The following is a 12,901-nucleotide window of genomic DNA, read 5'->3' on the forward strand; positions in this document are numbered from 1 at the left end:
CCCGGTCGGGACCGCCATTTATGTTGGCTCGGTAGCTCAGTCGGTAGAGCAGAGGACTGAAAATCCTCGTGTCGGCGGTTCGATTCCGTCCCGAGCCACCATTTTTTTTATGCCGGCTTAGCTCAATTGGTAGAGCAACTGACTTGTAATCAGTAGGTTGGGGGTTCAAGTCCTCTAGCCGGCATCCTTTAGGGGCATAGTTTAAAGGTAGAACTGAGGTCTCCAAAACCTCCAGTGTGGGTTCGATTCCTACTGCCCCTGTAAAAGTATATGGGCCTATAGCTCAGCTGGTTAGAGCGCACGCCTGATAAGCGTGAGGTCGATGGTTCGAGTCCATTTAGGCCCACCATATATATTCCGCAGTAGCTCAGTGGTAGAGCTATCGGCTGTTAACCGATCGGTCGTAGGTTCGAGTCCTACCTGCGGAGCCATGGCCCGTTGGTCAAGTGGTTAAGACACCGCCCTTTCACGGCGGTAACACGGGTTCGAATCCCGTACGGGTCATAAAAAAAGAGTCAGCAATATGCTGACTCTTTTTTATTGTGTGTAATCCTCTTTTATCACCTTATTTTTCTGAAATAAATAAAGGGATTTAGGAAAAGCTATGGTATGTATTAAAAGGAGGAGATAAAAAATGACACGAGTTCGAGAACTTATGAGTACTCATATTGTACATTGTACACCATTAGACAATGTATATGAGGCTGCTGTAAAAATGAAGGAAGAATCGATTGGATTGATTCCTGTTGTTGAAAATGAACAAGTTGTTGGGCTTGTTACTGATCGAGATTTAGTTGTTCGAGGGATTGCTGAAAAACATCCTGGATCGAATAAAATTACAAATGTAATGACAACAAACATTGTTTCAGTTTCTCCAGATGATTCTATTGAAAAAGCTACAGAATTAATGGCACAGTATCAAATTAGACGATTGCCAGTAGTTGAGAGTGGTCACCTAGTTGGGATGCTAGCACTAGGTGATTTAGCTATAAGAGAATCAGCAGATGATCAAGCTGGATTTGCTTTAAGCGAAATCTCGGAGCATACGGAATAAATTGAAACTTTAATTAGTGGGAATTTTAATGGCTACTAATAGAGATATAAATTATGTATAAAGTTCAGATACATTACTCTAGTATATATGGATTAAATTGATATGTTAGCGTGATGTATCTAGGGCATTATATAATAAGTATACAGTTAATATTTTCGACAGTTTTTTAACATTTGTCATTCCTAATTTTTATTAAGAGAAAAAATGATATACTGATAGATATAAGTATTATGAAAGTTTTTGAATATAACAATATTTATTATTAATGATGTAATAATGAATTAATATTTCCTATGTAGATAAAGTGAAACTTTAATTAGTGGGAGTTTTGTCGATCCCCAATGATTATTAGTTGAACCAATCGGGCTTTTACGGGCAGTTTTATCTCCGACCTAACTTCCTCGCATTCGCTGAATTTTGAGGTGGGAGTCTTACTGCCCGCAAATAGCGGGATAAAAAGGGAAGGGGAATTATATGAGGGCTGTACAGGGCGATCCAAATTGGAATTTGGTTACAGATACATATATAGAACCAAATAATTTCGCTGCATTATTTTCTTTGCTTGTACCTTGTCACCCGAAAGGTGAAGGGAAAGAGCGAACTATATTAGTGTGGAAAGAAAAAGAATTTTATAAAGAAGAAAATGTAGCGGCATTTATCGTATATGGTATGAATAAAGTAAAGAATTTACCGCAGTTTCATAAAGATGAAATTCCAACTTTAGTACGTATCCTTCGTTTATGCCAAGAGATTGGTTGGTACGAAGAGGCAAATACTTTTATGATAACGCAAGGGCTAGATGAATTTGTCCAAACTTCATTGGAATATGAAAAATGGGATCTTTTGACGCAAGCGGTTGCTTTAAACTACTTAATTATTAAATATCGTATTGGTGAATTAACAGATAAGGATGTAGAAATTTGGGATAGAGTTAAATTTAATGAAAAATGTATAAAAGATTGTAAACATTTATTATCCCATAAAGAAGTATTGGAATTTACATTCTTTTATATGTGTAAGAGAGCAAAGCTACTATCAAAAGAGCAATTAAATAGTGATATGATGAGTCTAGCGATGTATTGTAATACTTTTGTGTATGATTTATATACACATGACTTATTAAGAAAGTATCGTAAGTGTACAGACTTTCTATCATATTATGGACCGAGTCAAGTAGTTTTAGCTTGTCAAAGAGCTGTACTTTCTCAAATTTCAGATCGATTAGACCCATTAAAGACAACGCATGTAGATGATTATTTATATGTAATGAAAGAAATGATGGAACATATGACGATAGGGGTAATGGATCGTTATGGTCATTTTATCGGAAAGTTACTTTCTTATGTACCATTTTTCGAAATGATCCAAGTTCCACAGCATGCATATTATTGTGAAGAATTACTGTATATTTGTAAGGGCATTGAATACAAGGAAGAAATACTACGCAATTATATATTTATACAATTACATGATTGTTTACCATCATTCTTTAAACTATTTCTTAAAAATAAGCGTTATGCAACGATTCATGATATTCTTTTCTATTGGTGCGACGATGAACAAAGAATGAGCTTAGAGAAAAAATATAATCTTAGTTTTATTTATGAAAAATATGCTTGTGGATAAACAGTAATTTTTTATATGAAAAATTAATATAAATTAAAAAGGATCTCAAGTTTATGTGAGATCCTTTTTTGTTAGTAAAACAAGGAGAAAGTAACTAAGATAAGAAATAACATTCCATAAAGGAGAAATTGTGCAGTATAACTTCCTTGTATACCAAAAAAAGTATTCATTTTTTTATATAAATTCAATATATATTTCATTGGATGATCTTTGAAAGATTGGTACACTGTGTCTCCTCTTTCTAAGCTTCTTGTTCATGTTTTTTGTTATTAGGGACATTAATGTATCTAGCTATGAATAATAAAATAGCCATAAAGAATACAGGAAGTACAGTAGATAAATAAAAGCCATTACTAATGACATTTGTTATAAGGGCACTTAATAGAAAAATAGCATTATAAATATGGGCAATTTTTTGTTTTAGTTGCACTTGAAATGATTCCATCATAATTTCTAAAGCAACAAAAGCAATGATAATAGATAAAAATACTGTGTTCGTATTATAAATGATTAAACAACAGATTAAACCTAAAAAGGCTAAGTATTCAATTAAGAGAGGTATATTGCGTGGCATACAATTTACCTAACTAAATATGGCAGTGGATTTACTGCATTGGTTTTTTCAAAATTCCATTCACCATTATGTAATTCGAAATGGAGATGTTGTCCGTATGAATGACCTGTGTTTCCCATATGACCTACTAATTGCCCAGTTTGTACTTGATCCCCAGCTTGTACAGTACGATCTTTCATATGAGCATAAACGGTTGTATATAATTTCCCGTTTATTTGATGGGCGATGAAGACGACATTACCATAACTAGCTGAATAATAAGATTTCACAACTTTACCTGCAGCAGCAGCTTGAATAGAGACGTTACCTTGTGCTGCAATATCTATACCATAATGCATTTGTTCCCAACGCATATCAAAGGTTGAGCTAACTCTTCCTTGAGCAGGGAATTTGAAAACTGCTGGAATTGCTGAAGATTGAGTTGTTTTAGCTTGTGATTGCGGTTGATTTTGATTTTGTACTACATAGTGTTTTGCCACATATCCGTATCCTGTACCAAAACGAATTTTATACCAAGTTCCTACAGTTTCTACTACTTGCACTTGTGTACCATTTTGTAATGAACCAAGTAGAGTACTACTTGTACTAGCATCACTACGTACATTAAGTTTTGGTGTTGCAACTGTGTACTTCGTATTATTTTGAACTGTAATTCCTTTTACTAAAGGCTGTGAGCCATTAGATATGAATGCTTTTTGCACATAACCTGTTTGACCATTATGTAAAATCTTATACCAGTCGCCTTGCTCTCCTTGAATGGTAACAAACTTACCATTTGGTAATACATCTAAAATTGAAGATTCTAAATTAGGTTCAGAGCGAAGGTTTAATGCATTTGCATTGACGATGTATTGATTATTAGATTGAAGTTTGTTTTTTAGTAGAATAGCATCTTTTTGTACGTAACCGACTTTATTATTAACAGATACTTTATACCAATCATTCGTTGTTTCAAGTATATTCACTTTCGTATTAAAGCGGATTGTATCAATAGATGTGCTATTTGTATTGTCTTCTTTATGTAAAGCTGCTTGATCGACTTTGACATATCCAGTTTTAACATTAGATAATTGTTCAGCATTTGCTTTTTGTATAGTTGTTTCTCCCATAGAAGGTAGTAAAGAAGCAATTGCGACAGTAGTTGCTGTTAGAGTAGTAGCTTTCATATTCATATAATAGAGACCTCCTCTAGTTGTATAGTTGTAATTTTATTATAGTATAAATATATAATATAGTGGGTGTATTCACATAAATGTAATATGAAATCAATATAAAAATAAATTTTTTGAGTATAATGATTCCTTTTTATCCAATTAATTAGGATGTTATTTTCTAAAATAGAATATAATTATTGTATAGTTTGGAGATTTTGTTGACAATTGGGAAAATTAAAACAGTTGATGATGTCTTATTACGGTGTTATACTGACAGTGATAATTTTATAGTTTGCTAGGAGAGCTGGTGTTGCCAGCTGAGAGTAGGCCGTAAGCCTTTGATCCTTTTTATTACCTGATCTAGATTATGCTAGCGTAGGGAAGCAATTCGGACACTAACAATGAGTCCCCGTTTCTTTACGTATAGAAACGGGGCTTTTTTATTTAAAAATTTCATATTGAAACCACTAGGGGTGCTTGATGTGCTGAGAGAGGAATAATCCTTAACCCTTACAGACCTGATCTAGGTAATACTAGCGAAGGGAAGTGGAACAACGAATAAATGTATAATTTTATTTGCTGTAACCACTTCTTATATAGAGAAGTGGTTTTTTATTTAGATACACATATTGAAAGGGGAAATAGAAATGAAGTTTTGCGATAGATTATTAGAAACTGTGCAACCTGTTTGGGAGATGAGCCATAATCATCCGTTTGTAGTAGGCATGGGGGATGGTACGTTAGAAAAAGACAAATTCCAGTACTATATTATTCAAGATTATTTATATTTGTTAGATTATGCAAAGCTATATGCAATTGGGGTTGTAAAAGCAACGAATCCACAAGTGATGGGAAAGTTTGCAGAGCAAATTGATGGAATATTAAATGGAGAAATGACAATCCATAAACAATATGCAAAAAGACTTGGTATATCTGCACAAGAGATGGAATCTGCAAAACCATCTGCTAAAAATTTAGCCTATACAAATTACATGATGTCTGTATCTCAAAATGGCACACTTGCAGAATTAATAGCGGCACTTCTTCCGTGTATGTGGAGTTATTGGGAGATTGGAAAGCGTTTAAATGATATTCCTGGAGCGAGAGATCATGAGTTCTTTGGAGAGTGGATTCAAGGATATAGTTCTGAAGAATACGGTAACCTTTGTATTTGGTTAATAGATTTATTAAATGAAATGGCGATTGGAAAATCAGAGAAAGAGCTAGACCGATTAGAGGAGATTTTCTTATATTCCAGCCGATTTGAATATTTATTCTGGGATATGGCTTATCGTAAGGAGATGTGGGGTTTTGAGGAGCAAGAACATACTACAGTTTCATAATGTTTCTTTTCATTATGATGAGAAACCAATCATCAATGAATTACATGCTTCTATACAAGAGAAAGAGTTTGTAAGTATTATCGGACCGAGTGGTTGCGGGAAAAGTACTTTATTTCGCCTCATTACAGGCTTAGAAGAGGCAAGTACTGGACAGATAGAGCTGACAGAAACAAAGAGTCATCCTGTAGGATATATGCCCCAAAAAGATATGCTCTTGCCGTGGAGGACGATTATTGAGAATGCGGCCCTGCCGCTAGAGTGCCAAGGTGTGCAGAAGAAAGAAGCGCAAGCAAAAGCGAAAGAACTGTTACATAAATTTGGTTTACAAGGATACGAGAAAAAATACCCGAAAGATTTATCTGGTGGTATGAGACAACGCGTATCTTTTATCCGAACTTTATTAACAGGCGGGGAGATATTATTGTTAGATGAACCGTTTAGCGCATTGGATGCTTTAACGAAGGCATCTTTGCAAGAATGGTTGTTTGAACAATGGAAAGAGTGGGAAAAAACAATTTTATTTATCACTCATGATGTTGAAGAAGCGCTATTCCTTTCGAATCGAATTTTAGTAGTGGAGAAGCAGCCGATAATGACATTGACTGAGCGGATTGTGCCGCTTGATCATAATCGAACACGAAAGGATTTATATAAACCGGACGTGTTAGCGCTGAAAGATGAGATTCTTGGTATGTTACAAAGGCAGGTACTTGTATGATGAACCGATTGAAAGAATTAGTTCCTGCCATTACCCTTTCTAGTATTTTACTCGTTATGTGGGAAATCGGAGCAAGAATTGTAGATGAGATGTACATTTTACCGTCACCGTCTGCAATTGTAATGAAGATATGGAAACTAAAAGACATATTATTTACGGTTCATTTACCGGCAACGTTATACGTCGTTTTAATAGGTGTTGTTATTTCTATCGTATTAGGTGTGGGGCTAGCGATGTTAATGAATGCGAGTACATGGATGGAAAGAGCATTTTATCCATTATTAGTTGCCTCACAAACGATTCCAATTACTGCGCTTGCCCCGCTCTTCGTTTTATGGTTTGGATACACAATCTGGAGTAAGGTTGTTGTTACAGTTTTAATTACGTTTTTCCCTATTGCGGTCAATACGTATGATGGACTGCGTAGTACGAAAAAAGAATGGGAGGAGCTCTTAGTTACATATGGGGCAACGAAAAAGGATATTTTTCTAAAGTTAAAATTGCCATCCGCTCTTCCTTACTTTTTCTCAGCGTTAAAAATTGCAGTTCCGCTTAGTGTGATTGGGGCAGCAATTGGAGAATGGCTCGGTGCACAAGCTGGGCTTGGATATTTCAGTAAAAGGATGATGACGCAGTTAGATGGTGCGGGTGTATTTGCACCAATTGTATTGCTATCATTATTAGCTATTTTTTTCGTCATACTTATTTCTATGTTAGAAAAGAAATTCATTAGTTGGAGGAAGCATTCATGAAATTTTTAAAACGCATCATTGTGTTTACATTATTAGTTGCAATGATTGCTGGATGTTCAAGTAATTCAGCATCAGACAAGGGGAAAAAAGAGAAAGAAATAACGGTCATGCTTGATTGGTATCCAAATGCGGTGCATAGCTTTATTTATGCAGCCATTGAAAAAGGATACTTTAAAGAAGAAGGAGTAAAGGTAAATATTAAATTCCCTTCTAATCCGACTGATCCATTAACGTTGGCAGCTGCAGGAAAAGTAACAGTGGGCTTATATTATCAGCCAGATGTTGTCATGGCTAGAGCAAATGAACAAATTCCAGTGAAATCAATTGGAGCTGTCGTACGTTCACCGTTAAATCATGTTGTATCGTTGAAATCAGCAGGCATTCAATCACCGAAAGATTTAGAAGGCAAAACAGTAGGTTACTCTGGAACGCCTTTAAGTGAAGCGTATTTAAAAACGATGGTAAAAGAAGATGGGGGTAATCCAGATACAGTGAAAGTAGTTGATGTAGGCTTTGATTTAGTGCCAGCATTAATTACGAAAAAAGTAGATGCTGTAACAGGGGCATACATTAACCATGAAGTACCTGTTATGCGTCATGAAGGTCATGAACCAGCGTACTTTAATCCAGCTGATTATGGCGTACCAAATTATCATGAGCTTGTGTTTGTAACAGGTGATAAAACGTTGAAAAAAGATAAAGAAGCATTGCAAGCCTTTTTACGCGGGGCGAAAAAGGGGTATGACTTTATGAAGAAAAACCCTGATGAAGCATTAAATATTTTATTAGATCATCAAGAAAAAGAAAACTTCCCGCTTGTGCCAGAAGTTGAAAAAGAAAGTATGAAAATTTTATTAGAGAAGATGGAAACGAAAGATGAGCCATTCTTATCAGATTCAAAAGAGTCTTGGGAGAAACAAAGTAAATGGTTGAAAGATAAAGGAATGACGAAAGAAATTGTTCCAGCCGATGAGCTATTCGAAAATATTTTAAAGTAGGCGAATGAATATGAAAAATGAGCTTCACGTAATCTCAAATGGCCATATGCCGTTCGAAGAGTTAGTGAATGTAGCGATGCAAATTGAGAGTGAGATTGATTATTTGCATATTCGTGAGCGTGAGAAAAGTACGAAGGAATTATATGAAGGGGTAGAAAGCCTTTTAAAAAAAGGCTTTCCAGCATCTAAACTTGTTATAAATGACCGAATTGATATTGCTGTTTTATTAAATATCCCGCGTGTACAGCTAGGGTATCGAAGTACAGATGTAAGGTCAGTGAAAGAAAAGTTTTCGTATTTACATGTTGGTTATTCCGTACATTCTTTAGAAGAAGCGATAGAGGCTTTTAAGGATGGGGCTGATTCGCTCGTTTATGGCCATGTATTCCCAACAGATTGCAAAAAAGGTGTGCCAGCGAGAGGGTTAGAGGAAATTTCGGACATTGCAAAGAGCTTATCGATACCGATTATAGCTATTGGAGGAATTACTCCTGAAAATACATGGGATGTTCTTGCAAGTGAAGTAAGTGGAATTGCTGTTATGTCTGGAATTGTAAGTAATAGTAACCCGTATAGCAGAGCGAAATCTTATAAGGAATCAATAAGAAAGTGGGCGGGGAAACATGTGTGAGAAGTATGATGTAGCGATTATTGGTGGTGGTGTAATTGGTAGCTCAGTTGCACATTTTCTAGCAGAAAGAGGACATAAAGTAGCGATTATAGAGAAGCAGAGAATTGCATCGGAAGCTTCGAAAGCTGCTGCTGGTTTACTCGGTGTTCAGGCAGAATGGGATGCGTATGACCCGCTATTTGAACTTGCTAGAGAAAGCCGTGCTATATTCCCACAACTTGCAGCAGTTTTACGTGAAAAGACGGGTATTGATATTGGCTATGAGGAAAAAGGGATATATCGTATCGCTCAAAATGAGGATGAGAAAGAGAGAATTCTTCACATCATGGATTGGCAGCAGAAAACAGGTGAAGATTCCTATTTTCTAACGGGGGACCATTTGCGGGAAAAAGAGCCATTTCTATCCGAATCAATTATCGGAGCGGTATATTATCCGAAAGATGGTCACGTTATTGCGCCAGAGCTTACGAAGGCACTCGCACATTCCGCAGCAATTTCTGGTGCTGATATATATGAGCAGACAGAAGTATTTGATATTCGTATTGAAAATAATAAAGTGACTGGAATTGTGACAAGCGAAGGTGTAATCACATGCGAAAAAGTCGTTATCGCTGGAGGATCATGGAGTACGAAATTGCTACATTATTTTCAGAGTGATTGGGGTACATATCCTGTTAAGGGGGAGGTTGTTGCAGTAAGAAGCAGGAAACCTCTTTTGAAAGCTCCTATTTTCCAAGAACGGTTTTATATTACACCGAAACGTGGTGGTCGTTACGTAATTGGGGCAACGATGAAGCCTCATACGTTTAATAAATCTGTACAACCAGAAAGTATTACTTCCATATTAGAACGTGCTTACACAATATTGCCAGCTTTAAAAGAAGCAGAGTGGGAAAGCACATGGGCAGGATTAAGACCACAATCGAATCATGAAGCTCCTTATATGGGAGAGCATGAAGAAATCAAAGGTTTATATGCGTGTACTGGGCATTATCGAAACGGTATTTTATTAAGTCCTGTTTCTGGTCAGTATATGGCTGATTTAATAGAAGGAAAGCAGGAGAATCACTTGCTAGATTCATTGCTTTCTAAAATGGTTTAGAAAGGGGATGGAAGTTTGAATTTGAAAATTAATGGTAACCAAATGGAAGTGCCAGCGAGTGTGAAAACAGTAGCTGAGTTACTTACACATTTAGAGTTAGATAACAGAATTGTTGTAGTAGAGCGTAATAAAGATATTTTACAAAAAGATGATCATAAAGATACATCTGTTTTTGATGGAGACCAAATTGAGATTGTAACTTTCGTAGGAGGCGGTTGATTATGTTAAACATTGGATCATTTTCATTTCATTCTAGACTTTTATTAGGAACAGGAAAATTTCCAGATTTTGATGTACAGCAAAAGGCAATTGATGTATCTGAGGCTGAGGTTTTAACGTTCGCAGTACGTCGTATGGATATCTTTGATGCGAAGCAACCAAATTTATTAGAGAAACTTGATGTAAAAAAATATACGTTATTACCAAATACAGCTGGAGCAAAAAATGCTGAGGAAGCTGTTCGAATTGCAAAATTAGCAAAAGCTTCAGGACTTTGTGACATGATAAAAGTAGAAGTTATTGGCGATGATAGAACGTTATTACCGGATCCAGTGGAAACGTTAAAAGCATCTGAAATGTTACTGGAAGAAGGATTTATCGTTCTTCCGTACACATCTGATGATGTTGTATTAGCACGTAAATTACAAGAGCTTGGCGTGCATGCGATTATGCCAGGAGCATCACCGATTGGATCAGGACTTGGCATTGTAAATCCATTAAATTTAAGTTTTATCATTGAACAAGCGACAGTACCAGTTATCGTTGATGCAGGTATTGGTAGTCCAGCTGATGCGGCATTTGCAATGGAATTAGGAGCAGATGGCGTGTTATTAAATACGGCTGTATCAGGAGCAAAAGATCCTATTAAAATGGCACAGGCAATGAAATTAAGTATTGAGGCAGGTCGTTTAGGATTTGAAGCAGGTCGTATTGCGCGCAAACGTTGTGCAACTGCAAGTAGTCCTTTAGAAGGAATGAGCGTAGTTGAATAATCGATATTCTCGCCAAGAATTGTTTTCTCCAATTGGAGAAGAAGGGCAGCAAAAGATAAGAGAAAAGCATGTACTTATTATCGGTGCGGGTGCACTAGGTAGTGCAAATGCAGAAATGTTTGTAAGAGCTGGCGTTGGTAAGGTGACAATTGTTGACCGCGATTATGTGGATTGGAGTAATTTACAAAGACAGCAATTGTATGCAGAGAGTGACGTAGAGAATAACCTTCCGAAGGCTGTAGCAGCAAAGAAGCGTCTAGAAGAGATTAACAGTGAAGTAAGAGTAGAAGCTCGCGTTCAGGATGTAACAGCTGAAGAGCTAGAAGAACTCGTTATAAACGTTGATGTAATGATTGATGCAACTGATAATTTTGAAACACGTTTTATTGTGAATGATATAGCGCAAAAATATTCTATTCCATGGATTTACGGAGCATGTGTAGGAAGTTACGGTCTATCGTACACAATTCTTCCTAGTAAAACGCCATGTTTATCTTGTTTATTACAAGCGATTCCGCTTGGCGGAGCGACATGTGATACAGCGGGCATTATATCGCCTGCTGTATCTCTTGTCGTTTCTCATCAAGTAACGGAAGCTCTGAAACTGTTAGTAGAAGACTATGAATCGCTTCGAGATGGACTTGTGTCGTTTGATGTATGGAAAAATGAATATTCATGTATGAATGTGCAAAAGCTCCGTAAGCATAATTGTCCTTCGTGCGGGGAGAATGCACTATATCCGTATTTAAATAAAGAAAACACTTCAAAGACCGCGGTGTTATGCGGGAGAAATACAGTTCAAATTAGACCACCTCATAAAGAGGAAATGGATTTTGAACAATATAAAAAATTGCTAAATGATCGAGTGAATGATTTGAATGTAAATCCATATTTACTATCATTTTCTGTGGAAGAAAAGAGATTAGTTGCTTTTAAGGATGGTCGTGTACTTGTACATGGAACGAAAGATATAAGCGAAGCAAAAACGATTTATCATCGCTATTTTGGATAGAAAAGGATGAGTGGGATGAAAGTAAATAAAGCTTTAACAATTGCAGGATCTGATAGCGGCGGCGGTGCTGGAATTCAAGCAGATTTAAAAACATTCCAAGAGCTTGGTGTGTACGGAATGACGGCTATTACGGCAATTACTGCTCAAAACACGCTTGGTGTGCAAGGGGTATATCCTGTTCCGTTAGAAGGTATTACGGAACAGCTGAATTCAATTGGTACGGATTTAACACCAGATGCTGTGAAACTAGGAATGTTATTTAGCAGTGAAATTATTCAAATTGTGGCAGAGCAGATTAAGAAATTTGGCTGGAATAATATTGTGCTAGACCCTGTTATGATTGCTAAGGGCGGTGCGTCATTATTACAACAAGAAGCAGTGCAAGCATTAAAAGAATACTTATTACCAGTAGCAACGGTTGTAACACCGAATGTTCCGGAAGCAGAAGTGTTAACTGGGATGGAGATTCGTAATATTGAAGATAGTAAGGAAGCTGCAAAAGTATTGCATGAATTAGGTGCTAAATATGTGCTTATGAAGGGCGGACATGCAGAATATCAAGGTAATGAAGTAATTGATTTACTTTTTGATGGAGAAGAGTTTATTGAATTTAGAAGTGAACGAATTCCTTCGAAACAAACGCACGGAAGCGGGTGTACATTTGCTTCAGCAGTTACAGCAGGACTTGCGAAAGGATATTCAATCGAAGAGGCAGTTCAAGAAGCAAAACGATTTATTAGTATAGCAATTGAAGAGCCGTTGAATATTGGCAGTGGTCATGGACCGACGAATCATTTTGCGTATAAGTTGAATAAAACACAAGCATAGTGAAAATTTAACCCGTGGGGCTATATCCCCACGGGTTATTAATGATTTTTAATATATGTTAGCAAATATGATTGGCTTACATGTGTCCTTTAGATGAGTAAAGTATATAAAAGGTGT

Annotated in this window: 14 protein-coding genes, 6 tRNA genes and 2 riboswitches; of the genes, 18 read left to right on the forward strand and 2 right to left on the reverse strand. The window is 36.5% G+C overall.

Annotated features, from left to right (window positions below):
- The first annotated feature begins 25 nt into the window (after positions 1–25).
- From COC96_RS21215 to COC96_RS21255, 8 genes are all read left to right on the forward strand, one after another.
- Positions 26–101: transfer RNA gene (locus COC96_RS21215), tRNA-Phe, on the forward strand.
- Between the two features lie 10 nt (positions 102–111).
- Positions 112–184, forward strand: a tRNA-Thr gene (locus COC96_RS21220).
- Positions 185–190: 6 nt separating this feature from the next.
- A tRNA-Trp gene (locus COC96_RS21225) sits at positions 191–261 on the forward strand.
- Between the two features lie 11 nt (positions 262–272).
- Positions 273–349: transfer RNA gene (locus COC96_RS21230), tRNA-Ile, on the forward strand.
- Between the two features lie 7 nt (positions 350–356).
- Positions 357–431 (forward strand) — tRNA-Asn (locus tag COC96_RS21235).
- A gap of 1 nt (position 432) precedes the next feature.
- A tRNA-Glu gene (locus COC96_RS21240) sits at positions 433–504 on the forward strand.
- Positions 505–634: 130 nt separating this feature from the next.
- Positions 635–1,054: a CBS domain-containing protein gene (locus COC96_RS21245; RefSeq protein ID WP_098268666.1), complete on the forward strand. Its 420-nt coding sequence runs from the start codon at positions 635–637 to the stop codon at positions 1,052–1,054.
- A gap of 474 nt (positions 1,055–1,528) precedes the next feature.
- Complete coding sequence (locus COC96_RS21255; protein WP_098268667.1) at positions 1,529–2,680, forward strand: DUF3965 domain-containing protein; 1,152 nt, start codon at positions 1,529–1,531, stop codon at positions 2,678–2,680.
- A gap of 241 nt (positions 2,681–2,921) precedes the next feature.
- Here COC96_RS21255 and COC96_RS21265 read toward each other — a convergent pair whose 3' ends face one another.
- Positions 2,922–3,254, reverse strand: coding sequence for a hypothetical protein (locus COC96_RS21265; protein ID WP_098268668.1), 333 nt, complete (start codon positions 3,252–3,254; stop codon positions 2,922–2,924).
- A gap of 5 nt (positions 3,255–3,259) precedes the next feature.
- Positions 3,260–4,426 carry an SH3 domain-containing protein gene (locus COC96_RS21270; RefSeq protein WP_098268669.1) on the reverse strand — a complete coding sequence of 389 codons (1,167 nt, stop codon included), beginning with the start codon at positions 4,424–4,426 and terminating at the stop codon, positions 3,260–3,262.
- Positions 4,427–4,695: 269 nt separating this feature from the next.
- Positions 4,696–4,807, forward strand: a riboswitch (TPP riboswitch).
- Positions 4,808–4,867: 60 nt separating this feature from the next.
- A riboswitch (TPP riboswitch) is annotated at positions 4,868–4,970 on the forward strand.
- 85 nt (positions 4,971–5,055) lie between these two features.
- On the opposite strand from COC96_RS21270, the gene tenA reads away from it, so the two are divergent.
- The 10 genes from tenA to thiD are packed head-to-tail and all read left to right on the forward strand — an operon-like array spanning position 5,056 to position 12,784.
- A complete protein-coding gene (tenA, locus tag COC96_RS21275; protein WP_098268670.1) occupies positions 5,056–5,751 on the forward strand; it encodes a thiaminase II in 696 nt (231 codons plus the stop codon).
- Positions 5,720–6,469 (forward strand): ABC transporter ATP-binding protein, encoded by a 750-nt coding sequence (locus COC96_RS21280; protein ID WP_098268671.1) that lies wholly within the window; start codon positions 5,720–5,722, stop codon positions 6,467–6,469. Before tenA ends, COC96_RS21280 begins: the two co-directional genes overlap by 32 nt.
- Positions 6,469–7,221, forward strand: coding sequence for an ABC transporter permease (locus COC96_RS21285; RefSeq protein ID WP_097905570.1), 753 nt, complete (start codon positions 6,469–6,471; stop codon positions 7,219–7,221). Before COC96_RS21280 ends, COC96_RS21285 begins: the two co-directional genes overlap by 1 nt.
- Complete coding sequence (locus COC96_RS21290; protein ID WP_098268672.1) at positions 7,218–8,219, forward strand: ABC transporter substrate-binding protein; 1,002 nt, start codon at positions 7,218–7,220, stop codon at positions 8,217–8,219. The genes COC96_RS21285 and COC96_RS21290 overlap by 4 nt, the downstream gene beginning before the upstream one ends.
- A 10-nt stretch (positions 8,220–8,229) precedes the next feature.
- Positions 8,230–8,850 (forward strand): thiazole tautomerase TenI, encoded by a 621-nt coding sequence (tenI, locus tag COC96_RS21295; protein ID WP_098268673.1) that lies wholly within the window; start codon positions 8,230–8,232, stop codon positions 8,848–8,850.
- On the forward strand, positions 8,843–9,952 hold the full coding sequence (gene thiO, locus COC96_RS21300) for a glycine oxidase ThiO (protein ID WP_098769300.1): 1,110 nt from the start codon (positions 8,843–8,845) through the stop codon (positions 9,950–9,952). Before tenI ends, thiO begins: the two co-directional genes overlap by 8 nt.
- A gap of 15 nt (positions 9,953–9,967) precedes the next feature.
- Entirely contained in the window at positions 9,968–10,171 is a 204-nt protein-coding gene (gene thiS, locus COC96_RS21305) for a sulfur carrier protein ThiS (RefSeq protein ID WP_088232358.1), read from the forward strand.
- Positions 10,172–10,173: 2 nt separating this feature from the next.
- Positions 10,174–10,944 (forward strand): thiazole synthase, encoded by a 771-nt coding sequence (gene thiG, locus COC96_RS21310; RefSeq protein WP_088107446.1) that lies wholly within the window; start codon positions 10,174–10,176, stop codon positions 10,942–10,944.
- Entirely contained in the window at positions 10,937–11,956 is a 1,020-nt protein-coding gene (thiF, locus tag COC96_RS21315; RefSeq protein WP_098769301.1) for a thiazole biosynthesis adenylyltransferase ThiF, read from the forward strand. The genes thiG and thiF overlap by 8 nt, the downstream gene beginning before the upstream one ends.
- A gap of 6 nt (positions 11,957–11,962) precedes the next feature.
- Positions 11,963–12,784, forward strand: coding sequence for a bifunctional hydroxymethylpyrimidine kinase/phosphomethylpyrimidine kinase (gene thiD / locus COC96_RS21320; RefSeq protein WP_098252364.1), 822 nt, complete (start codon positions 11,963–11,965; stop codon positions 12,782–12,784).
- Positions 12,785–12,901: the final 117 nt, after the last annotated feature.

It is taken from the genome of Bacillus cereus (assembly GCF_002577405.1).
In the GTDB taxonomy this organism is placed as follows: domain Bacteria; phylum Bacillota; class Bacilli; order Bacillales; family Bacillaceae_G; genus Bacillus_A; species Bacillus_A cereus_AU.